The sequence below is a fragment of the Streptomyces sp. NPDC007875 genome, assembly GCF_042868035.1.
Classification (GTDB): Bacteria; Actinomycetota; Actinomycetes; order Streptomycetales; family Streptomycetaceae; genus Streptomyces; species Streptomyces antimycoticus.
On sequence record NZ_JBIADZ010000003.1, the window covers coordinates 179,700 to 202,415 of the forward strand.

The 22,716-nt window shown below is 71.1% G+C and carries 22 protein-coding genes; 21 read left to right on the top strand and 1 reads right to left on the bottom strand.

Features of this window, described 5'->3' with window-relative positions:
• Window positions 1-4: 4 nt before the first annotated feature.
• The 8 genes from ACFYOY_RS07780 (at window position 5) to nusB (ending at window position 7,290) form a co-directional block, all read left to right on the top strand.
• On the top strand, window positions 5-832 hold the full coding sequence (locus tag ACFYOY_RS07780; protein ID WP_351897675.1) for a shikimate dehydrogenase: 828 nt from the start codon (window positions 5-7) through the stop codon (window positions 830-832).
• A gap of 203 nt (window positions 833-1,035) precedes the next feature.
• Window positions 1,036-2,220: a chorismate synthase gene (gene aroC, locus ACFYOY_RS07785; RefSeq protein ID WP_351897680.1), complete on the top strand. Its 1,185-nt coding sequence runs from the start codon at window positions 1,036-1,038 to the stop codon at window positions 2,218-2,220.
• 8 nt (window positions 2,221-2,228) lie between these two features.
• Window positions 2,229-2,747: a shikimate kinase gene (locus ACFYOY_RS07790; RefSeq protein ID WP_388585497.1), complete on the top strand. Its 519-nt coding sequence runs from the start codon at window positions 2,229-2,231 to the stop codon at window positions 2,745-2,747.
• Window positions 2,744-3,847 carry a 3-dehydroquinate synthase gene (aroB, locus tag ACFYOY_RS07795; RefSeq protein ID WP_351897686.1) on the top strand — a complete coding sequence of 368 codons (1,104 nt, stop codon included), beginning with the start codon at window positions 2,744-2,746 and terminating at the stop codon, window positions 3,845-3,847. Before ACFYOY_RS07790 ends, aroB begins: the two co-directional genes overlap by 4 nt.
• A 289-nt stretch (window positions 3,848-4,136) precedes the next feature.
• Window positions 4,137-5,018, top strand: a complete 882-nt coding sequence (locus ACFYOY_RS07800) for a Pro-rich N-terminal domain-containing protein (protein ID WP_351897692.1) — start codon at window positions 4,137-4,139, stop codon at window positions 5,016-5,018.
• A 62-nt stretch (window positions 5,019-5,080) separates the two neighbouring features.
• Window positions 5,081-6,205, top strand: a complete 1,125-nt coding sequence (locus tag ACFYOY_RS07805; protein ID WP_351897698.1) for an aminopeptidase P family protein — start codon at window positions 5,081-5,083, stop codon at window positions 6,203-6,205.
• 63 nt (window positions 6,206-6,268) lie between these two features.
• The gene (gene efp, locus ACFYOY_RS07810; RefSeq protein WP_059146782.1) at window positions 6,269-6,835 is read left to right on the top strand and encodes an elongation factor P; all 567 of its coding nucleotides are present in this window, start codon (window positions 6,269-6,271) and stop codon (window positions 6,833-6,835) included.
• Window positions 6,836-6,837: 2 nt separating this feature from the next.
• Window positions 6,838-7,290: a transcription antitermination factor NusB gene (gene nusB / locus ACFYOY_RS07815; RefSeq protein WP_137968331.1), complete on the top strand. Its 453-nt coding sequence runs from the start codon at window positions 6,838-6,840 to the stop codon at window positions 7,288-7,290.
• Between the two features lie 191 nt (window positions 7,291-7,481).
• Here the strand turns inward: nusB and bldD are convergent, their stop codons facing one another.
• Entirely contained in the window at window positions 7,482-7,982 is a 501-nt protein-coding gene (gene bldD, locus ACFYOY_RS07820; RefSeq protein WP_014056259.1) for a transcriptional regulator BldD, read from the bottom strand.
• A 222-nt stretch (window positions 7,983-8,204) separates the two neighbouring features.
• Between bldD and pyrR the strand changes: the two genes are divergently transcribed.
• From pyrR to metK, 13 genes are all read left to right on the top strand, one after another.
• Window positions 8,205-8,786 (top strand): bifunctional pyr operon transcriptional regulator/uracil phosphoribosyltransferase PyrR, encoded by a 582-nt coding sequence (gene pyrR / locus ACFYOY_RS07825; protein ID WP_037951650.1) that lies wholly within the window; start codon window positions 8,205-8,207, stop codon window positions 8,784-8,786.
• Between the two features lie 138 nt (window positions 8,787-8,924).
• A complete protein-coding gene (locus ACFYOY_RS07830; RefSeq protein WP_351897734.1) occupies window positions 8,925-9,905 on the top strand; it encodes an aspartate carbamoyltransferase catalytic subunit in 981 nt (326 codons plus the stop codon).
• A gap of 2 nt (window positions 9,906-9,907) precedes the next feature.
• A complete protein-coding gene (locus ACFYOY_RS07835) occupies window positions 9,908-11,203 on the top strand; it encodes a dihydroorotase (RefSeq protein ID WP_351897740.1) in 1,296 nt (431 codons plus the stop codon).
• The gene (locus ACFYOY_RS07840) at window positions 11,200-11,814 is read left to right on the top strand and encodes a hypothetical protein (protein ID WP_388585505.1); all 615 of its coding nucleotides are present in this window, start codon (window positions 11,200-11,202) and stop codon (window positions 11,812-11,814) included. Before ACFYOY_RS07835 ends, ACFYOY_RS07840 begins: the two co-directional genes overlap by 4 nt.
• Window positions 11,811-12,950: a glutamine-hydrolyzing carbamoyl-phosphate synthase small subunit gene (gene carA, locus ACFYOY_RS07845; RefSeq protein ID WP_351897753.1), complete on the top strand. Its 1,140-nt coding sequence runs from the start codon at window positions 11,811-11,813 to the stop codon at window positions 12,948-12,950. Before ACFYOY_RS07840 ends, carA begins: the two co-directional genes overlap by 4 nt.
• Complete coding sequence (gene carB / locus ACFYOY_RS07850) at window positions 12,943-16,254, top strand: carbamoyl-phosphate synthase large subunit (RefSeq protein WP_351897758.1); 3,312 nt, start codon at window positions 12,943-12,945, stop codon at window positions 16,252-16,254. Before carA ends, carB begins: the two co-directional genes overlap by 8 nt.
• A 112-nt stretch (window positions 16,255-16,366) precedes the next feature.
• Window positions 16,367-17,476, top strand: coding sequence for a quinone-dependent dihydroorotate dehydrogenase (locus tag ACFYOY_RS07855; protein ID WP_351897765.1), 1,110 nt, complete (start codon window positions 16,367-16,369; stop codon window positions 17,474-17,476).
• Entirely contained in the window at window positions 17,473-18,324 is an 852-nt protein-coding gene (gene pyrF / locus ACFYOY_RS07860; protein ID WP_351897770.1) for an orotidine-5'-phosphate decarboxylase, read from the top strand. Before ACFYOY_RS07855 ends, pyrF begins: the two co-directional genes overlap by 4 nt.
• A gap of 204 nt (window positions 18,325-18,528) precedes the next feature.
• The gene (locus ACFYOY_RS07865; RefSeq protein WP_009713618.1) at window positions 18,529-18,852 is read left to right on the top strand and encodes an integration host factor; all 324 of its coding nucleotides are present in this window, start codon (window positions 18,529-18,531) and stop codon (window positions 18,850-18,852) included.
• A gap of 48 nt (window positions 18,853-18,900) precedes the next feature.
• Window positions 18,901-19,467 carry a guanylate kinase gene (gmk, locus tag ACFYOY_RS07870; RefSeq protein WP_078639846.1) on the top strand — a complete coding sequence of 189 codons (567 nt, stop codon included), beginning with the start codon at window positions 18,901-18,903 and terminating at the stop codon, window positions 19,465-19,467.
• Between the two features lie 58 nt (window positions 19,468-19,525).
• Window positions 19,526-19,786, top strand: coding sequence for a DNA-directed RNA polymerase subunit omega (gene rpoZ / locus ACFYOY_RS07875; RefSeq protein WP_020867048.1), 261 nt, complete (start codon window positions 19,526-19,528; stop codon window positions 19,784-19,786).
• 128 nt (window positions 19,787-19,914) lie between these two features.
• Complete coding sequence (gene coaBC / locus ACFYOY_RS07880) at window positions 19,915-21,123, top strand: bifunctional phosphopantothenoylcysteine decarboxylase/phosphopantothenate--cysteine ligase CoaBC (RefSeq protein ID WP_351897786.1); 1,209 nt, start codon at window positions 19,915-19,917, stop codon at window positions 21,121-21,123.
• 299 nt (window positions 21,124-21,422) lie between these two features.
• Complete coding sequence (gene metK / locus ACFYOY_RS07885) at window positions 21,423-22,631, top strand: methionine adenosyltransferase (RefSeq protein ID WP_059146770.1); 1,209 nt, start codon at window positions 21,423-21,425, stop codon at window positions 22,629-22,631.
• Window positions 22,632-22,716: the final 85 nt, after the last annotated feature.

The following is a 22,716-nucleotide window of genomic DNA, read 5'->3' on the forward strand; positions in this document are numbered from 1 at the left end:
AAAGATGTCGGAAAACCGCAGGGCAGCGGTGCTCGGTTCGCCGATCGCCCACTCCCTGTCACCGGTGCTGCACCGCGCCGCCTACCGCGAGCTGGGCCTGACCGGCTGGACGTACGACCGCTTCGAGGTGGACGAGACCGCACTGCCGGACTTCTTCAAACACCTCGGCGAGGACGGCGGACCGGCCTGGGCCGGGCTGTCCCTGACCATGCCGCTCAAGCGCGCCGTCATCCCGCTGCTGGACGAGATCACCGACACCGCGGCCTCGGTGGAGGCCGTCAACACGGTCGTCTTCACCGACGACGGCCGCAGCCACGGCGACAACACCGATATCCCGGGCATGCTGGCGGCGCTGCGGGAGCGCGGTGTCGGGCGCGTGGCGCGCGCCGCCGTGCTGGGCGCCGGCGCCACGGCCTCCTCGGCGCTGGCCGCGCTCTCCCGGATCTGCGACGGCGAGGTCACCGCGTACGTCCGCAGCGAGGCCCGCGCCGCCGAGATGCGGCAGTGGGGCGAGCGGCTGGGCGTCGCGGTGCGCACGGCGGACTGGGGCGACGCGGCCGAGGCGCTCGGCACGCCCCTGGTGATCGCCACCACCCCCGCGGGCACCACCGACGCGCTCGCCGCGTCCGTACCGGACCGCCCCGGCGCGCTCTTCGACGTCCTCTACGAGCCCTGGCCGACCCCGCTCGCCGCCGCCTGGGCGGCGCGCGGCGGCTCGGTCGTCGGCGGCCTGGACCTCCTGGTCCACCAGGCGGTGCTCCAGGTCGAGCAGATGACGGGCCGCGCCCCCGCGCCCCTGGCCGCGATGCGCGAGGCGCTGGCGGCCCGCTGACCCGCCTCACGGGCCCCTCGTCGGCCCCTGCCCGGCCGTCCGCGTCCGTCCCCCGGCCCGTCCCCGGCCGTCCGCGACCGTCCACCCCATGGACCATGCACCGATGAGACTCCCGGGTCGTGGGAGGATCGGAGGTGCGGGCCGGAGTCGCGCGGACCGGGTCGCGCCGCAAGACGTCGAGGCACGCGCATGAGGGAGCACCGTTGAGCAGGTTGCGCTGGCTGACCGCGGGGGAGTCGCACGGCCCCGCACTCGTGGCGACGCTGGAGGGGCTGCCCGCCGGGGTGCCGATCACCACCGACATGGTGGCGGACGCCCTGGCCCGACGGCGGCTCGGCTATGGCCGCGGTGCCCGGATGAAGTTCGAGCGTGACGAGGTCACCTTCATCGGCGGCGTACGGCACGGGCTGACCCTCGGCTCCCCGGTCGCGATCATGGTCGGCAACACGGAGTGGCCGAAGTGGGAGCAGGTCATGGCCGCCGACCCGGTGGACCCCGAGATCCTCGAGGGACTCGCCCGTAACGCTCCGCTCACCCGCCCCCGCCCCGGCCACGCGGACCTGGCCGGTATGCAGAAGTACGGCTTCGACGAGGCACGGCCGATCCTGGAGCGCGCCAGCGCCCGCGAGACCGCCGCCCGGGTGGCGCTGGGCACCGTCGCCCGCTCCTACCTCAAGGAGACGGCCGGGATCGAGATCGTCTCGCATGTCGTGGAGCTGGCCGCCGCGAGGGCGCCGTACGGCGTCTACCCCAAGCCCTCCGACGTCGAGAAGCTGGACGCCGACCCGGTGCGCTGCCTGGACGCCGACGCGAGCAAGGCGATGGTGGCCGAGATCGACCAGGCCCACAAGGACGGCGACACCCTCGGCGGTGTCGTCGAGGTGCTTGCGTACGGCGTGCCGGTGGGCCTCGGCTCCCATGTGCACTGGGACCGCCGGCTCGACGCACGGCTGGCCGGTGCGCTGATGGGCATCCAGGCCATCAAGGGCGTCGAGGTCGGCGATGGCTTCGACCTCGCGCGGGTGCCCGGCTCCAAGGCCCATGACGAGATCGTCTCCACGGACGAGGGCATCCGGCGCTCCTCGGGCCGCTCCGGCGGCACCGAGGGCGGGCTGACCACCGGCGAGCTGCTGCGCGTCCGGGCCGCGATGAAGCCGATCGCGACCGTGCCGAAGGCGCTGGCCACGATCGATGTGACCACCGGCGAGCCGACCAAGGCCCACCACCAGCGCTCCGACGTCTGCGCCGTCCCGGCGGCCGGGATCGTCGCCGAGGCGATGGTCGCGCTGGTCCTGGCGGACGCGGTCGCCGAGAAGTTCGGCGGCGACTCGGTCACCGAGACGCACCGCAATGTGCAGGGCTTCCTCGAGAACCTGGCCATTCGGTGAGCGGGCAGGTGAGCCCGGGCCCCGTCGTCGTGCTGGTCGGGCCCATGGGCGTCGGGAAGACCACCGTCGGGCAGGTGCTCGCGCAGCGGCTGGGCACCACCTTCCGCGACAGCGACACCGACATCGTCGCGACGGCGGGCAAGGAGATCTCGGAGATCTTCATCGACGAGGGCGAACCGCACTTCCGTGAGCTGGAGCGGCAGGCCGTACGGACCGCCGTCGCCGAGCACCGGGGTGTGCTCGCGCTGGGCGGCGGCGCCGTCCTCGACGAGGGCACCCGCGAGCTGCTCGTCGGCCTCCCCGTCGTCTTCCTGGAGATGGGCGTCGCCGAGGCCGTCAAGCGCACCGGTCTTGACGCCCCGCGCCCGCTGCTCACGGTCAACCCGCGCCAGCGCTGGCGCGAGCTGATGGAGCAGCGCCGCCCGCTGTACACCGAGGTCGCCCGCGCCGTCGTGTCGACCGAGGACCGCACCCCCGAGGACGTCGCCGAGGCCGTCCTGGACGTACTGGAGCTGAAGAACGCATGACACCCCCTGTGGCCGAGACCCCTACGCGCATCCAGGTCGGAGGCACCGCGGGCACCGCGCCGTACGAGGTGCTGATCGGCCGGCAGCTGCTCGGCGAGCTCCCCGGGCTGATCGGCGCGGGAGCCAAGCGCGTCGCCGTCCTGCACCCCGAGGCGCTGTCCGAGACCGGCGAGGCCATCCGCCAGGACCTCGCCGAGCAGGGGTACGACGCCGTCGCGATCCAGCTGCCCAACGGCGAGGAGGCCAAGACCGCCGAGGTCGCCGCGTACTGCTGGAAGGCGCTCGGGCAGACCGGCTTCACCCGCACCGATGTGATCGTCGGCGTCGGCGGCGGCGCGACCACCGACGTCGCCGGATTCGTCGCCGCGACCTGGCTGCGCGGAGTGCGCTGGATCGCCGTCCCCACGACCGTGCTCGCCATGGTCGACGCCGCCGTCGGCGGCAAGACCGGGATCAACACCGCCGAGGGCAAGAACCTCGTCGGCGCCTTCCACCCCCCGGCCGGGGTGCTGTGCGATCTGGCCGCGCTGGACTCGCTGCCGGTCAACGACTACATCAGCGGGCTCGCCGAGATCATCAAGGCGGGCTTCATCGCCGACCCGGAGATCCTGGAGCTGATCGAGCGGGACCCGGCCGCCGCCCGCACCCCCGCCGGTCCGCACACCGCCGAGCTCATCGAGCGCTCCATCCGGGTCAAGGCCGAGGTCGTCTCCAGCGACCTCAAGGAGTCCGGGCTGCGGGAGATCCTCAACTACGGGCATACGCTAGCCCACGCCATCGAGAAGAACGAGCGCTACAACTGGCGCCATGGCGCGGCCGTTTCCGTGGGCATGGTCTTCGCCGCCGAGCTGGGGCGGCTGGCGGGCCGTCTGGACGACGCCACGGCCGACCGCCACCGCGCCGTCCTGGAGTCCGTGGGCCTGCCGCTCACCTACCGCGGCGACCAGTGGCCCAAGCTGCTGGAGACCATGAGGGTCGACAAGAAGTCCCGCGGTGACCTGCTGCGCTTCATCGTCCTGGACGGTCTCGCCAAACCCACCGTCCTGGAGGGCCCGGACCCGGCGGTGCTGCTCGCCGCGTACGCCGAGATCTCCCGCTGACCCGGGGCGTATCCGTCGTCGCCGTAGTCGTCGCGTCACAACTCTGTCATCGCCTTCGAAGCCCGCGGCACCGCCGCGGGCTTCGAACAGCTCCCCAGCCCCTCGCAGTTGCGGCCCTTGCCGGACGAATTGCCTGGCCGGCAAGGGGTGGCGGGCACACAACGGGTTTGCGGGGCGTTCACACAGCGGCGCTCTGGGCAGGTACCGTTCGGTAGGAGCGGCCTCACCGCCGTATCACACGTGACAGTTGTCGGATGAGAACTGCCTGTACGAGACGGAGTGCCACCGGATGCAGCATGCAGTGGGAGCTCCGCTGCCACCGCCCCACCAGCCGGGGCCGGTGCCCGGTCCGCAGGGTGCGGGCTGGGCCCAGGGCGCGAGTGCGAACCATCACCCGGGACCTCACCCCAATCCCCCCGCCCCGCCCGCGCCTCCGGTGCCCGGGCACCCCGCCCCGCCCGCGCAACATCCGGTATCGCCTCCGCCGGCCCCGCCCGCGCCCCCCGGGGCCCCGCTGGAGACGGTGAACACCACCGGCCATATCCAGCTGCCGCCCGGCGGTCCGGTGCCGCTGCCACACCCCCCGGCCGACCCGTCGGTCGCCGATGTCTCGCAGGCGGCGGTGGCGGTACTGCTGATCGGACCGGCCGGGGCGGGCAAGACGACGGTCGCGCGCCACTGGGCCGACCGCCGCCGGGTGCCGACCGCGCACATCAGCCTGGACGATGTGCGGGAGTGGGTCCGGTCCGGTTTCGCCAACCCCCAGTCGGGGTGGAACGAGAACTCCGAGGCGCAGTATCGTCTCGCCCGCCGCACCTGCGGCTTCGCCGCCCGTAACTTCCTGGCCAACGGGATCTCCTGCATCCTCGACGACGCCGTCTTCCCCGACCGCCCGGTCGTCGGCCTCGGCGGCTGGAAGCGCCATGTGGGCCCAGGTCTGCTGCCGGTGGTGGTCCTTCCGGGCCTGGAGATCGTCCTGGAGCGGAACGCGGCCCGCACCGGCAACCGCCGCCTCAGCGACGAGGAGGTGGCGCGGATCCACGGCCGGATGGCCGGGTGGTACGGCTCCGGCCTGCCGATCATCGACAACTCCACGTATGACGTGGAGACCACGGCTCGCATGCTCGACGAGGTGGTCACCCGCTCCATCGCGAGCCCGCCCAGCTGGTAGCACGCCCCCATCCGGACCCGTTCGACCGGCCGTCCTCCCCGAGCGTGCGTACGCTCGGGGACATGTCCGAGGTGTACGCGGCCCGACGTGCCCGTTTGCACGATCAGTGCACCGCGGCCGGGAGCGCGGCGGCGCTGGTGTCCCGGCCCGCCAATGTGCGCTACCTGTGCGGCGCCGTGCCGCCCGGGGCGGTACTGCTGCTCGGGCCCGTCCAGGATGTGCTGGTGGCCACCGAGGTGCCGTCCGCCCCACCGCTCTCCCCACACCTCTCCTCGGGCCCGACGCGTTCGGAGGAGCCGCGGCTGCTCGTCATGCCCGGCGCGGACGGCGATCCGGCGGTGGCGGCCGCCGATCTGGCCGCGGCGGACGGCGCCGATTCGCTGGCCGTCGAGGAGCACGATCTGACCGTCGCCCGCCATCGGGCGCTCGGCGCCGCCGCCCCCCGGCTCCGCCTGGCCGATCTGGACCGCGCCGTAGAGCAGTTGCGGCTCGTCAAGGACGACGAGGAGATCTCCTGTATGCGGATCGCCGGGGAGCTGGCCGACCAGGCGCTCGGCGAGCTGCTGGAGTCGATCCTGGTGGGCCGCACCGAGCGTCATCTGGCGCTGGAGCTGGAGCGCCGGCTGGTGGACCACGGCGCGGACGGCCCGGCCTTCCCCACCGTCGTCGCGGCCGGGCCCAACGCGGGGCGGCCCGGCCATCTGCCCACCGACCGGCGGGTCGAGGAGGGCGACTTCCTCACCATCTGCCTGGGCGCCGACTACCGCGGCTACCGGTGCCAGGTGGGCCGTACCTTCGTCATCGGACCCTCGCCCGCGGACTGGCAGGTCGAGCTGTACGACGCCGTCTTCGCCGCCCAGCGGGCCGGTCGGGAGGCGCTGTTGCCGGGCCGGGCCTACTGCGATGTGGACCGGGTGACCCGCCAGGTGCTGACCGCGGCGGGCTACGGAGACGCCCTCGAACCGTGCACCGGACACGGTGTGGGCCTGGAAATCGACGAGGACCCTCGGCTCACACCGTCGGCCATGGGTAAACTGGACGCTTGTGTGCCGGTCACCGTCGAGCCGGGGGTCCACCTCCCGGGACGGGGCGGTGTCCGGATCGATGACACGCTCGTCGTCCGCCCAGAGGCGGACGGCGGACCCGAGCTACTCACCATCACGACCAAAGAGCTGCTCGCGCTCTGAAGAACAGGGCGTACCGACGGCTTTCTGGTCTCCGCCAGCTGTAGTCCAGGAGATCCCGCAACCGTGGCATCCACGAACGACCTCAAGAACGGCTTGGTGCTCAAGCTCGAAGGCGGCCAGCTGTGGTCCGTCGTCGAGTTCCAGCACGTCAAGCCCGGCAAGGGCCCTGCCTTCGTGCGCACCAAGCTCAAGAACGTGCTGTCCGGCAAGGTGGTCGACAAGACCTTCAACGCCGGCGTGAAGGTCGAGACGGCCAATGTCGACAAGCGCGGCATGCAGTTCTCGTACAAGGACGGCGAGAGCTTTGTGTTCATGGACATGGACACTTTCGACCAGATCTACATCACCCCCGAGGTCGTGGGCGACAACGCCCGCTATCTGCTGGAGGGCTTCGAGGCCGTCGTGGCGATGTACGAGGGCAACCCGCTGTACGTCGAGCTCCCCGCCGCCGTCGAGCTGGTGATCGAGTACACCGAGCCGGGCGTCCAGGGCGACCGCTCCACCGGTGGCACCAAGCCCGCCAAGCTGGAGACCGGCTACGAGATCGGCGTGCCGCTGTTCATCACCACCGGTGAGAAGATCAAGGTCGACACCCGCTCCGGCGAGTACCTCGGTCGGGTGAACAACTAACCGTGGCTGCCCGCAACAAGGCCCGTAAGCGTGCCTTTCAGATCCTTTTCGAGGCCGATCAGCGCGGCACCACCGTGCAGATCGTGCTCGCGGACTGGATCCGGCTCGCCCGGACCGACGACCGGCAGCCGCCGGTCAGCGAATACACGATGCAGCTCGTCGAGGGATATGCGCAGCACATCGACCGGATCGACGAGCTGATCGCCACCTATGCGGTGGGCTGGACGCTGGACCGGATGCCGGTCGTCGACCGGAATATCCTGCGGCTGGGCGCGTATGAGCTGGTGTGGGAGGACGAGACCCCGGACGCGGTGGTGATCGACGAGGCGGTGCAGCTCGCCAAGGAGTTCTCCACCGACGACTCGCCGGCCTTTGTCAACGGTCTGCTGGGCCGTATCAAGGAGCTGAAGCCGAGTCTGCGTCGCGATCAGGAGCACCCGGAGCACCGGGCATAACCGCGACGGGGCCGTCACGCCGGACTACGAGCCGGACCGCCGGGCCACACGACGGACGCCACACAGGCGCGTCAGACGCCGCACAGGCGCGTCATACGACAAAGCCGCCGGGGGCGGTGGAGGACCCAGAAGGGCTCCACCGCCCCCGGCGGCACGTTTCTGCTGGTGAAGAGGGAAAAGGGGACGGAGACTCAGACGTCTTCGTGCTGGACCGCGCGGCGGGCGTCGGCGCCCAGCACGCCCCAGCTGATCAGCTGTTCGGTCAGCACGGACGGCGACTGGTCGTAGATAACGGCGAGGGTGCGCAGGTCGTCCTGGCGGATCGAGAGCACCTTGCCGTTGTAATCGCCACGCTGGCTCTGGATCGTCGCGGCATACCGCTGCAGCGGGCCTGCCTTCTCGACCGGCACATGGGCCAGTCGCTCAAGGTCCAGTACCAGCTTCGGCGGCGGCTCGGCGGCCCCGGCCGGGCTTGTGCCCGGAAGCAGCTCCTGCACCGGGACGCCGTAGAAGTCGGCCAGCTCGGCGAGACGCTGCACGGTCACGGCGCGGTCGCCGCGCTCGTACGATCCCACCACCACGGCCTTCCAGCGGCCCTGGGACTTCTCCTCGACACCGTGGAGGGAGAGGCCCTGCTGGGTGCGGATGGCGCGGAGCTTGGCCCCGAGCTGTTTGGCGTATTCGCTGGACATAAAGCTCCCCGGACGCTGTATCGACGTGCGGCTGTGCCGCGCGGCTGGTCACTCACTGTGAGGTTACGCAGCGTAATTTCCATTCGTCAAGCCGAACGGAGCGGAGGGGCTCCGGCCAGGGGTGATGGTGGGAGTGCCCCGGACCCCTGCTAGTGTGAATGGCGCAAATCCGACCGTCCTTTAAGGTCCGTCCCGTGAGGCGGAGAAGGAGGTCCGTTTCGTATGGACGCCCGTACCTCGGACGCCGCGCGCTCCGTGCTGGAAGCACCGGATATCGCGCGCGTTCTCACCCGCATCGCCCACGAGATCGTCGAACGCGCCAAAGGCGCCGATGACGTGGTGCTGCTCGGCATTCCCACCCGTGGTGTCTTTCTCGCCCGGCGGCTGGCCGCCCGGCTCGAAGAGATCACCGGCAAGCCCGGCCGGATCCCGGTCGGCTCGCTCGACATCACGATGTACCGCGACGACCTGAGGCTGCGCCCGGCCCGCGCACTCGCCCGCACCGAGATCCCCGACGACGGCATCGACGGCCGTCTGGTGGTCCTCGTCGACGATGTGCTCTTCTCCGGCCGCACCATCCGCGCCGCGCTCGACGCCCTCGGTGACATCGGGCGGCCGCGCGCGGTCCAGCTCGCGGTCCTCGTCGACCGTGGTCACCGTGAACTGCCGATCCGCGCCGACTATGTCGGTAAAAACCTCCCCACGTCGCTGCGGGAGACGGTCAAGGTCCAGCTCACCGAGGAGGACGGCCGCGACAGCGTGCTCCTCGGGTTGCGCGAGACCACCCCCGCGGACGGGAAGTAGCGCCCCTCACCGACGGCGAGCGCCGCCCCGGCGACCCCGGGGGACCCGCCCGACGGACCACCGGTGCCGCCAGGACACCGGTCCCCGCGCCTGCCCGCCCGCACGCCCGCACACCTCCTTCACCCACGGAGCAACCGGATGAAGCGCCACCTCATCTCGGCCGCCGACCTCTCGCGCGACGACGCCGTCCTGATCCTCGACACCGCCGAGGAACTGGCCCGGCTCGCCGACCGGCCGATCAAGAAACTGCCGACCCTGCGCGGCCGTACCGTCGTCAACCTCTTCTTCGAGGACTCCACCCGCACCCGCATCTCCTTCGAGGCGGCCGCCAAGCGGCTGTCCGCCGACGTCATCAACTTCTCCGCCAAGGGCTCCTCGGTCTCCAAGGGCGAGTCCCTGAAGGACACCGCGCTCACCCTGGAGGCGATGGGCGCCGACGCCGTAGTGATCCGCCACCACGCCTCCGGCGCCCCGCACCGGCTCGCCACCTCCGGCTGGATCAACGGCGCCGTGGTGAACGCGGGCGACGGCACCCATGAGCACCCCACCCAGGCGCTGCTCGACGCCTTCACCATGCGCCGCCATCTGATCCCGGACGCCTCCGGCGTCGGACAGGACCTGGCCGGGCGCCGGGTCACGATCGTCGGCGACATCCTGCACAGCCGGGTGGCCCGCTCCAACGTCCATCTGCTGGCCACCCTGGGCGCCGAGGTCACGCTCGTCGCCCCGCCGACGCTGGTCCCCTTCGGCGTGGAGAGCTGGCCCTGCGAGGTCTCCTACGACCTGGACGCGGTGGTCGGCAAGACCGACGCCGTGATGATGCTGCGCGTCCAGCGCGAGCGGATGAACGCCGCGTTCTTCCCCACCGAGCGGGAGTACGCCCGCCGCTACGGCCTGGACGGCGACCGCATGGCGCGGATGCCGGAGCACGCCATCGTGATGCACCCCGGCCCCATGAACCGCGGTATGGAGATCACCGCGGAGGTCGCGGACTCCGACCGCTGCACCGCCGTCGAGCAGGTCGCCAACGGTGTCTCGATCCGCATGGCCGTCCTGTATCTGCTGCTCGGCGGGAACGAGTCCGCCGTCGCCACCGCCCGCACCGAGGAGAGCAAGTAACCATGAGCGACACCCACAAGACGCTGCTTCGCGGGGCGAAGGTGCTCGGCGGTGAGCCGCGGGACGTGCTGATCGAGGGGGAGCGCATCGCCGCGGTCGGCACCGGCCTGGACGCCGACGGCGCCACCGTGATCGACGTCGCCGGGCAGATCCTGCTGCCGGGCCTGGTCGACCTCCACACCCATCTGCGCGAGCCCGGCCGTGAGGACTCCGAGACGGTCCTCACCGGCACCCGGGCCGCCGCGGTCGGTGGCTTCACCGCGGTCCACGCCATGGCCAACACCTTCCCGGTCGCGGACACCGCGGGCGTCGTGGAGCAGGTGTGGCGGCTGGGCAGGGAGTCCGGCTACTGCGACGTCCAGCCCGTGGGCGCGGTGACCGTGGGCCTGGAGGGCAAGAAGCTCGCCGAGCTGGGCGCGATGCACGACTCCGCCGCCGGGGTGCGGGTCTTCTCCGACGACGGCAAATGCGTGGACGACGCGGTGATCATGCGCCGCGCGCTGGAGTATGTGAAGGCGTTCGACGGCCTCATCGCCCAGCACGCCCAGGAGCCCCGGCTCACCGAGGGCGCCCAGATGAACGAGGGCATCGTCTCCGCCGAGCTGGGCCTGGGCGGCTGGCCGGCCGTCGCCGAGGAGTCGATCATCGCCCGCGATGTGCTGCTCGCCGCGCACGTCGGCTCCCGGGTGCACATCTGCCATCTGTCCACCGCGGGCTCGGTCGAGATCGTCCGCTGGGCCAAGTCCAAGGGCTGGAACGTCACCGCCGAGGTCACCCCGCACCATCTGCTGCTGACCGACGAGCTCGTACGCTCCTACGACCCCGTCTACAAGGTGAACCCGCCGCTGCGCACCGAGGCCGATGTGCTGGCGCTGCGCGAGGCGCTCGCCGACGGCACCATCGACTGCGTGGCCACCGACCACGCCCCGCATCCGCATGAGGACAAGGACTGCGAGTGGGGCGCCGCGGCCATGGGCATGGTGGGTCTGGAGACGGCGCTGTCCGTGGTCCAGCACACCATGGTCGACACCGGGCTGCTGGACTGGACGGGCATCGCCGACCGGATGTCGGTGCGGCCCTCGGCGATCGGCCGCCTCACCGGCCACGGCCGTCCCATCGCCGCCGGGGAGCCCGCCAACCTCACCCTGCTCGACTCCGCTTACCGTGGTGTGGTGAACCCCGCGGGCTTCGCCTCCCGCAGCCGCAACACCCCCTACGAGGGCCGCGAACTGCCGGGCCGCGTGACGCACACCTTCCTGCGGGGCCGGGCGACGGTTGTGGACGGGAAGCTGGCGTGACATCTGTGAACCATCCGGTGGCGGGATTCGCGGGATTCGCGGGCCTCGCGGCCGAGCAGAAATCGCAGGACGTGACGGACTGGGCCGCCCGGATCGGCTGGGTCGTCGGGCTGCTGCTGGTCATCGCGCTGGTCTACTGGCTGATGCGCGAGGGCTGGAAGTGGCGCGGCACCCTGCAGGGCGACCTCCCCGAGCTGCCCCAGGCCCCGTCCGAGCCCGGTGACCCGCGGTTTACGATGAGCGGCCGCTATCACGGCTCCACCACCGCCGGGCAGTGGCTGGACCGGATCGTCGCCCACGGCCTCGGCACCCGCAGCCGGGTCGAGCTCACCCTCACCGACCAGGGCGTGAGCGTCGTACGGCCGGGCGCCCAGGACTTCTTCATCCCCGCCGCCCAGCTGCGCGGCGCCCGGCTCGACAAGGGCATCGCCGGCAAGGTCCTCGCCGAGGGCGGGCTGCTGGTGATCACCTGGCAGCTGGGCGAGAAGCTGATCGACTCGGGCTTCCGCTCCGACCACGCGGCCGAGCACCCGGCCTGGGTCGACGCCCTCACCACCTTTGACAGCGACCAGAACAACCCCAGCAACCAGACGGAAGGCGCCGAACGATGACGACCTCCACCCGGGGCGCCAGCGCCCCTGCCGTACTCGTCCTGGAGGACGGCCGCACCTTCCGCGGCCGGGCCTACGGGGCCGTGGGGGAGACCTTCGGCGAGGCCGTGTTCTCCACCGGAATGACCGGCTACCAGGAGACCCTGACCGACCCCTCCTACCACCGCCAGGTCGTCGTGATGACCGCCCCGCACATCGGGAACACCGGCGTCAACGACGAGGACCCGGAGTCCCGGCGCATCTGGGTCTCCGGCTATGTGGTGCGCGACCCGGCCCGTACGCCCTCCAACTGGCGCTCCCGCCGCTCGCTCGACGAGGAGCTCACCGCCCAGGGCGTCGTCGGCATCAGCGGGATCGACACCCGCGCCCTCACCCGCCATCTGCGCGAGCGCGGCGCCATGCGCGTGGGCATCTTCTCCGGCGCGGCTGTCGCCGACGAGGCCACACTGCTCGCCAAGGTGCAGGCCGCCCCGCAGATGAAGGGCGCCGACCTCAGCGGCGAGGTCGCCACCGCCGAGACCTACGTCGTCCCGGCGATCGGCACCAAGCGGTTCACCGTCGCCGCGATCGACCTCGGCATCAAGGGCATGACCCCGCACCGGATGGCCGAACGCGGCATCGAGGTGCACGTCCTGCCCGCGACCGCCACCGCCGAGGACATCTATGCGGTGGGCCCGGACGGGGTCTTCTTCTCCAACGGCCCGGGCGACCCGGCCACCGCCGACCACCCGGTTTCCCTGATGCGGGCCGTGCTGGAGCGCTCCACGCCGCTGTTCGGCATCTGCTTCGGCAACCAGATCCTCGGCCGCGCGCTCGGCTTCGGCACCTTCAAGCTGAAGTACGGGCACCGCGGGATCAACCAGCCGGTGCAGGACCGCACCACCGGCAAGGTGGAGGTCACCGCCCACAACCACGGCTTCGCCGTGGACGCCCCGCTCGACGCGCCGTCCGACACCCCCTTCGGCCGCGCCGAGGTCTCCCATGTCTGCCTCAACGACAACGTGGTCGAGGGGCTTCGGCTGCTCGACCGCCCCGCGTTCAGCGTCCAGTACCACCCCGAAGCCGCCGCAGGTCCGCATGACGCCGCGTACCTTTTCGACCGCTTCGTGTCCCTGATGGAGGGCCAGCGTGCCTAAGCGCACCGACATCCAGTCCGTCCTGGTCATCGGCTCCGGCCCGATCGTCATCGGCCAGGCCGCCGAGTTCGACTACTCCGGCACCCAGGCCTGCCGGGTGCTGAAGTCCGAGGGCCTGCGGGTCATCCTGGTCAACTCCAACCCGGCCACGATCATGACCGACCCGGAGATCGCCGACGCCACCTATGTCGAGCCGATCACCCCGGAGTACGTCGAGAAGATCATTGCCAAGGAGCGCCCCGACGCGCTGCTGCCCACCCTCGGCGGCCAGACCGCGCTCAACACCGCCATCTCCCTGCACCAGGCGGGCACCCTCGACGAGTACGGGGTCGAGCTGATCGGCGCCAATGTCGAGGCGATCCACAAGGGCGAGGACCGCGACCAGTTCAAGACGGTCGTCGAGGCCGTCCACGCCAAGATCGGCCACGGTGAGTCCGCCCGCTCGGTCATCTGCCACTCCATGGACGACGTCCTCGCGGGCGTCGAGCGGCTCGGCGGCTACCCCGTCGTGGTCCGCCCCTCCTTCACCATGGGCGGCGCGGGCTCCGGCTTCGCCCACGACGAGGACGAGCTGCGCCGTATCGCCGGCCAGGGCCTGGCCCTCTCGCCGACCACCGAGGTGCTCCTGGAGGAGTCCATCCTCGGCTGGAAGGAGTACGAGCTGGAGCTGATGCGCGACCGCAACGACAACGTCGTGGTCGTCTGCTCCATCGAGAACTTCGACCCCATGGGCGTGCACACCGGTGACTCGATCACCGTCGCCCCGGCGATGACGCTCACCGACCGCGAGTACCAGATCCTGCGGGACATCGGCATCGCCGTCATCCGCGAGGTCGGCGTCGACACCGGCGGCTGCAACATCCAGTTCGCGGTCAACCCCGAGGACGGCCGGGTCATCGTCATCGAGATGAACCCGCGCGTCTCCCGCTCCTCGGCGCTCGCCTCCAAGGCCACCGGCTTCCCGATCGCCAAGATCGCCGCCCGGCTGGCCGTCGGCTACACCCTCGACGAGATCCCCAACGACATCACCGAGCAGACCCCGGCGTCCTTCGAGCCCACGCTCGACTACGTCGTGGTCAAGGTGCCGCGCTTCGCCTTCGAGAAGTTCCCGGCCGCCGACGCCCGGCTCACCACCACCATGAAGTCGGTCGGCGAGGCCATGGCCATCGGCCGCAACTTCACCGAGGCGCTGCAGAAGGCGCTGCGCTCGATGGAGAAGAAGGGCAGCCAGTTCGACTTCACCGGGGAGCCCGGGAGCAAGGCCGAGCTGCTGACCGAGGCCGCCGTCCCGACCGACGGGCGGATCAACACCGTGATGCGGGCGATCCGCGCCGGGGCCACCCAGCAGGAGGTCTTCGACGCCACCCGGATCGACCCGTGGTTCGTGGACCAGCTCTTCCTGATCAACGAGATCGCGGACGAGGTCGCCGCCGCCGACAAGCTCGGCCCCGAGCTGCTCGCCGAGGCCAAGCGGCACGGCTTCTCCGACGCCCAGATCGCGGGAATCCGCTCGCTGCGCGAGGACGTGGTCCGCGAGGTGCGGCACGCGCTGGGCATCCGGCCCGTCTACAAGACGGTCGACACCTGCGCCGCCGAGTTCGCCGCCAGGACCCCGTACTTCTACTCCTCCTACGACGAGGAGTCCGAGGTCGCCCCGCGCGAGACCCCCGCGGTGATCATCCTCGGCTCGGGCCCCAACCGCATCGGCCAGGGCATCGAGTTCGACTACTCCTGCGTCCACGCCTCCTTCGCGCTGCATGACGCGGGCTATGAGACCGTCATGGTCAACTGCAACCCGGAGACCGTCTCCACCGACTACGACACCTCCGACCGGCTCTACTTCGAGCCGCTCACCCTGGAGGACGTGCTGGAGATCGTCCACGCCGAGCAGCAGGCGGGCCCGGTCGCCGGTGTGATCGTCCAGCTCGGCGGCCAGACCCCGCTGGGCCTCGCCCAGGCGCTCAAGGACAACGGCGTGCCGATCGTCGGCACCTCGCCCGAGGCGATCAACCTCGCCGAGGAGCGCGGGGCCTTCGGCCGGGTGCTCACCGAGGCCGGGCTGCCCGCGCCCAAGTACGGCACCGCCTTCTCCTTCGCGCAGGCCAAGGGCATCGCCGCCGAGATCGGCTACCCGGTCATGGTCCGCCCCTCCTACGTCCTCGGCGGCCGCGGCATGGAGATCGTCTACGACGAGCCCTCGCTCGCCGCCTACCTGGAGCGGCACGCCGGGCTGATCTCCGAGCACCCGGTGCTCATCGACCGCTTCCTCGACGACGCCATAGAGATCGACGTGGACGCGCTCTACGACGGCGAGGAGCTCTACCTCGGCGGCGTCATGGAGCACATCGAGGAGGCCGGGATCCACTCCGGCGACTCGGCCTGCGCCCTGCCTCCGATCACCCTCGGCGGCTTCGACATCAAGCGGCTGCGCGCCTCGACCGAGGCCATCGCGCGCGGGGTGGGCGTCCGCGGGCTGATCAACATCCAGTTCGCGCTGGCCGGGGACATCCTGTACGTGCTGGAGGCCAACCCGCGCGCCTCCCGTACCGTCCCCTTCACCTCCAAGGCCACCGCCGTACCGCTGGCCAAGGCCGCCGCCCGGATCTCGCTGGGCGCCACCGTCGCCGAGCTGCGCACCGAGGGGCTGCTGCCCTCCAGCGGCGACGGCGGCACGCTGCCGCTGGACGCGCCGATCTCCGTCAAGGAGGCCGTGATGCCGTGGTCGCGGTTCCGGGACGCCTCCGGGCGCGGGGTGGACACCATCCTCGGCCCGGAGATGCGCTCGACCGGTGAGGTCATGGGCATCGACTCGGTTTTCGGCGCGGCCTACGCCAAGTCGCAGGCCGGGGCGTACGGCGCGCTGCCGACCAAGGGGCGCGCGTTCGTCTCCGTCGCCAACCGCGACAAGCGTTCGATGATCTTCCCGGCCCGGGAGCTGGTCGGCCTCGGCTTCGAGCTGCTGGCCACCTCGGGCACGGCGGAGGTGCTCAAGCGCAACGGGATCAGCGCGACCGTGGTGCGCAAGCACAGCGAGGGCGAGGGCCCGAACGGCGAGAAGACCATCGTCCAGCTCATCCACGAGGGCGAGGTCGACCTGATCGTCAACACCCCGTACGGCACCGGCGGGCGGCTGGACGGCTATGACATCCGTACGGCGTCCGTCGCCCGCGGGGTGCCCTGCCTGACCACCGTCCAGGCGCTCGCCGCCGCCGTCCAGGGCATCGAGGCGCTGGGCCGGGGCGCGGTCGGCGTCCGATCGCTCCAGGAACACGCGGAACATCTGACCGCCGCCCGCGAGGAGTGAGGCGAGGGAGGGGGACACCGGATGGTGTCCCCCTCTTCATGAGCCCACCCTTCTCTTGAGCCCTTGAGCTCTTCATGAGCCCACCCCTTCGCTCCCGCGCAGAAAGCCCTCCATGTACGCGCTCCTGTTCAACCTGATCTTTCGGCGCATGGACCCGGAGAAGGCCCATCACCTGGCCTTCTCCTGGATCCGTCTGGCCGCCCGCGTCCCCGTCCTGCGGACGTTCGCCGCCGCCGTCCTCGCCCCTCGCCACCTGGCGCTGCGCACCGAGGCGCTGGGCCTGCGGATGCACGGGCCCTTCGGGCTCGCCGCCGGATTCGACAAGAACGCCGCCGGAATCGACGGTATGGCCATGCTGGGCTTCGACCATGTCGAGATCGGCACGGTCACCGCCCAGCCGCAGCCCGGCAACCCCAAGCGGCGGCTCTTCCGGTTGGTCGCCGACCGCGCCCTGATCAACCGGATGGGCTTCAACAACGAGGGCTCGGCGGCGGTCGCGGCCCGCCTCGCGGCCCGGCGCCCGGCCTTCGCCACGACGGTCGGCGTCAACATCGGCAAGACCAAGGTCGTCCCGGAGGCGGAAGCCGTCGCCGACTATGTGACCTCCACCGAGCGGCTCGCCGCCCATGCCGACTACCTCGTCGTCAACGTCTCCTCGCCCAATACCCCCGGACTGCGGAATCTCCAGGCCGTGGACCATCTGCGGCCGCTGCTGACCGCGGTCCGCGAGGCCGCGGACCGCACGGTCACCGATCGCCGGGTGCCACTTCTGGTCAAAATCGCGCCGGATCTCGCCGACGAGGACGTGGACGCGGTCGCCGATCTGGCGGTCGAGCTCGGCCTGGACGGCATCATCGCCACGAACACGACGATCGCGCGCGACGGCCTCGGCCTCACGTCCGGCTCGCGGCTCACCGCCGAGACCGGCGGCCTGTCCGGCGCCCCCCTGAAGGCACGCTCCCTGGAGGTGCTGAGCCGCCTGTACGCCCGTGTGGGGGACCGGCTGACCCTGGTAGGGGTCGGCGGGATCGAGACCGCGGAGGACGCCTGGGAGCGGATTCTGGCCGGTGCCACGCTGGTGCAGGGCTACAGCGCCTTCATCTACCGGGGCCCGTTCTGGTGCCGTGAGATCCACCGCGGCCTCGCGGACCGCCTGGCCGCGAGCCCGTACGCCACCCTCGCCGAGGCCGTCGGCGCGAAGGCCCGTAAGGAGAACGCATGACGACCCCCTTCGGTACGCGCCTGCGTGCCGCCATGGACGCGCGTGGCCCGCTGTGCGTCGGCATCGACCCGCACGCCTCCCTGCTCGCCGACTGGGGCCTGGGGGACGACGTCGCGGGGCTCGAGCGGTTCACGAGGACCGTCGTGGACGCCCTCGCCGAGCGGGTCGCCGTCCTCAAGCCGCAGTCGGCCTTCTTCGAGCGGTTCGGCTCCCGCGGCATCGCGGTGCTGGAGCGGGCCGTCGCCGACGCCCGGGCCGCCGGGGCGCTGGTGCTGATGGACGCCAAGCGCGGCGACATCGGATCGACCATGGCCGCTTACGCCTCCGCCTATCTGGATCCGGCCGGCCCGCTGTTCTCGGACGCGGTCACCGTCAGCCCCTACCTCGGCTTCGGCTCGCTGCGCCCGGCGCTGGACGCGGCGCGGGCGGCGGGGGCGGGCGTCTTCGTGCTGGCGCTGACCTCCAACCCGGAGGGCACCGAGGTGCAGCACGCGGTACGGCCCGACGGTTCGACCGTCGCGGCCACCGTGATGAGGGCGCTCAAGGCCGAGAACGCGGCCGAGGCCGCCGAGGGCCGCCTCGGTTCGTACGGGGCGGTCGTCGGCGCGACGCTGGGCCGGGCGCCCGAGGAGGCGTGCGTCGATCTGACGATCGACGGGCCGCTGCTGGCCCCCGGCATCGGCGCCCAGGGCGCGACCCCCGCCGATCTTCCGGCGGTCTTCGGCCCGGCGATCAAAAATGTCGTTCCGAGCGTCAGCCGGGGGGTGCTCCGGCACGGTCCGGACGCCGCGTCGCTGGTCGCGGCGGCCTCCCGAATGGCTGAGGAAGTGCGTGCTGTGGCCGAATAACCCGGCTATTTTGTCCGCAAATGTCCGAGTCGAGCGAGTCTGACCAGGACTTTTCGTCTGTTCTCGCTGACTGGAGCGGGATCGGCCGCTAGTCTCCGACGAGAGCGAACGCGCTGCTGCGTTGCGCGTTGCTCCCCAGGTGAGGGGCGACTAGGTTCCTCACCGGTCCATATCCGACAGTTCGACATCCGAGGTGACGTAGGCGTGGCTCTTCCGCCCCTTACCCCTGAACAGCGCGCAGCCGCGCTCGAAAAGGCCGCCGCGGCTCGCCGGGAGCGCGCCGAGGTCAAGAATCGACTCAAGCACTCCGGCGCGTCCTTGCACGAGGTCATCAAGCAGGGCCAGGAGAACGACGTCATCGGCAAGATGAAGGTGTCCGCTCTCCTCGAGTCCCTGCCCGGCGTCGGCAAGGTCCGCGCCAAGCAGATCATGGAGCGGCTCGGCATCTCCGAGAGCCGTCGTGTGCGGGGTCTGGGCTCCAACCAGATCGCGTCACTCGAGCGTGAGTTCGGCGGCGCCGCCGGCTGACGAGGCCCGGCGTTTCCAGGCGCTCCCGGGAACCTGGATAATCGCTCCATGGCAGCACACTCCGCACGACCGCGACTGACCGTGCTCTCCGGCCCCTCAGGGGTCGGTAAGAGCACGGTCGTCGCCCATATGCGCAAAGAACACCCCGAGGTCTGGCTCTCGGTCTCCGCCACGACCCGCCGACCGCGCCCCGGCGAGCGGGACGGCGTCCACTATTTCTTCGTGGACGACGGGGAGTTCGACAAGCTCATAGCCAATGGTGAGCTGCTGGAGTGGGCCGAATTCGCGGGCAACCGCTACGGCACCCCGCGCGAGGCGGTCATGGACCGGCTCGGCGCGGGCGAGCCGGTGCTGCTGGAGATCGATCTGCAGGGCGCACGGCAGATCCGCGAGTCCATGCCGGAGGCGCAGCTGGTCTTCCTCGCACCGCCGAGCTGGGAGGAGCTGGTGCGCCGGCTCACCGGCCGGGGCACCGAGGCGCCCGAGGTCATCGAGCGGCGTCTGGAGGCCGCTCGGACCGAGTTGGCGGCCGAGTCCGAGTTCGATACGACCTTGGTCAATACCTCCGTCGAGGACGTGGCGAATGAGCTGCTAGCCTTGATGCGAGTGGCTTGATCTTCGATTCACTCTTGCCATGAGGCGTAATAAGGAAGGCTAGAGAGTGTCCTCTCCCATGACCGCGCCCGAGGGGATCATCAACCCTCCGATTGATGAGCTGCTCGAGGCCACCGACTCCAAGTACAGCCTGGTGATCTACGCGGCCAAGCGCGCGCGGCAGATCAACGCGTACTACTCCCAGCTTGGTGAGGGCCTGCTCGAGTACGTCGGTCCCCTCGTGGACACCCACGTCCACGAGAAGCCCCTCTCGATCGCGCTCCGCGAGATCAACGCGGGCCTGCTGACCTCCGAGGCCATCGAGGGCCCGGCCCAGTAGGTTTCGATCGCTTCACCCACGGCCCGGCAGTGACTGCCGGGCTCGTGGTGTGTCATGGGTACGTGATGTGACCCGGCGTACCGTGACTGGACGTACGACAGACGACGTACCCGGTGGGGAGCCGAGCGATGGACAAGCCCAAAGTGGTCCTGGGCGTCAGTGGCGGGATCGCCGCCTACAAGGCGTGCGAGCTGCTGCGCCGCCTCACCGAGTCCGGCCATGACGTACGCGTCGTGCCGACCGCCTCGGCGCTGCACTTCGTCGGCGAGGCGACCTGGTCGGCGCTGTCCGGACATCCGGCGGCGACCGAGGTGTGGGACTCCGTCCACGAGGTGCCGCACGTCCGCATCGGCCAGTCCGCCGATCTGGTCGTGATCGCCCCCGCCACCACCGATCTGCTCGCCAAGGCCGCCCATGGCCTCGCGGACGATCTGCTCACCAATACGCTGCTCACCGCTCGCTGCCCGGTCGTCTTCGCGCCCGCGATGCACACCGAGATGTGGGAGCACCCCGCCACCCAGGAGAACGTGGCGACGCTGCGCCGCCGCGGTGCGATCGTCATCGAACCCGCCGTGGGGCGGCTCACCGGTGTGGACACCGGCAAGGGGCGGCTGCCGGACCCCGGGGAGATCTTCGAGGTCTGCCGCCGGGTGCTGGCCCGCGGCGCCGAGGCGCACACCACCGATCTGGCCGGCCGCCATGTCGTGGTGAGCGCCGGGGGCACCCGCGAGCCGCTGGACCCGGTGCGCTTCCTCGGTAACCGCTCCACCGGCCGGCAGGGGTACGCCCTGGCCCGTGCCGCCGTCGCCCGGGGCGCGCGCGTGACTCTTGTCTCGGCCAACAGCGAGCTGCCCGACCCGGCCGGTGCCGATGTGGTGCGTGCGGGCACCGCCGCACAGCTGCGGGAGGCCGTGCTCAAGGCCGCCGCGGACGCCGACGCCGTGGTGATGGCCGCCGCCGTCGCCGACTTCCGGCCCGCGCACTACGCCGAGGGGAAGATCAAGAAGCGCGACGGCCAGGAGCCCGAGCCGATCGCCCTCGTACGGAATCCGGACATCCTCGCGGAGATCTCCGCGGAGCGCGCCCGCCCCGGCCAGATCGTGGTCGGCTTCGCCGCCGAAACCGACGATGTGCTCGCCAACGGCCGAGCCAAGCTCGCCCGCAAGGGCTGCGATCTGCTGGTGGTGAACGAGGTCGGGGAGCACAAGACCTTCGGCGCCGAGACCAACGAGGCCGTGGTGCTCGGCGCCGACGGCACCGAGACGCCCGTGCCGTACGGCCCCAAGGGCGCGCTCGCCGACACCGTCTGGGACCTGGTCGCCCGCCGCCTGGGATGAGCCCGGCCCGGGCCTCGGGCGGGGCCCGGCGGGCCTCATGCGGGGCCCGGCGGACACCCCCCGGCGGGGGCCGTACTGCGGCCGATCGGGCTCATGACACGTTCCTGCCACGGCGAGGTGGGGCTGTATTTCGGCTTGAGGCAAGGTATGTTCCCGGTCACGGGCCTGCCCGTTCTGTGGGACGGGGATGCTTGACCGGTGGACGTGCCGGATAAACTGGCCCAGGAACCGCACCGGGCGCAGCTCCCGAGCGGTCCGACCATGATCAGCCAGCAGCCGCTGCAACCCCAGGGAGCGATGTGTCCCGCCGCCTGTTCACCTCGGAATCCGTGACCGAGGGTCACCCCGACAAGATCGCTGACCAGATCAGCGACACCATCCTCGACGCCCTCCTCAAGGAGGACCCGACCTCCCGGGTCGCCGTCGAGACGTTGATCACCACCGGCCTGGTGCACGTGGCCGGCGAGGTGACCACCAAGGCGTACGCCCCGATCGCGACGCTCGTGCGGAACAAGATCCTCGACATCGGCTACGACTCGTCGAAGAAGGGCTTCGACGGCGCCTCCTGCGGCGTCTCGGTGTCGATCGGCTCACAGTCCCCCGACATCGCCCAGGGTGTGGACTCCGCCTACGAGCTCCGGGTCGAGGGCGACGAGGACGAGCTGGACAAGCAGGGCGCGGGCGACCAGGGCCTGATGTTCGGATACGCCTGCGACGAGACGCCCGAGCTGATGCCGCTGCCGATCAACCTGGCGCACCGGCTCTCCCGCCGGCTGTCCGACGTCCGCAAGAACGGGACCATCCCCTACCTGCGCCCCGACGGCAAGACCCAGGTCACCATCGAGTACGACGGTCACAAGGCGGTCCGCCTGGACACCGTCGTCGTCTCCTCGCAGCACGCCTCCGACATCGACCTGGACTCGCTGCTGGCGCCCGACATCCGGGAATTCGTGGTCGAGCACGTGCTGAACGAGCTGGTCGAGGACGGCATCAAGCTCGACACCGAGGGCTACCGCCTGCTGGTCAACCCGACCGGGCGCTTTGAGATCGGCGGCCCGATGGGCGACGCCGGCCTCACCGGCCGCAAGATCATCATCGACACCTACGGCGGCATGTCCCGCCACGGCGGCGGCGCCTTCTCCGGCAAGGACCCCTCCAAGGTCGACCGCTCCGCCGCCTACGCCATGCGCTGGGTCGCCAAGAACGTGGTTGCCGCCGGCCTCGCCCAGCGCTGCGAGGTGCAGGTCGCGTACGCCATCGGCAAGGCCGAGCCGGTCGGCCTCTTCGTGGAGACCTTCGGCACCGCCGCGGTCGACGCCGAGAAGATCGAGAAGGCCATCTCCGAGGTCTTCGACCTCCGCCCGGCCGCGATCATCCGCGACCTCGACCTGCTGCGCCCGATCTACGCCCAGACCGCGGCGTACGGCCACTTCGGCCGTGAGATCCCCGACTTCACCTGGGAGCGCACCGACCGCGTCGACGCCCTCCGCGCGGCGGCTGGCCTGTAGGACCCCCGCTCAGGCCATGGTTTCGGCGAAGGCCCGGACGCCCCTCGGCGTCCGGGCCTTCGCGTCCGTCGCTGTCCGTGCGGTC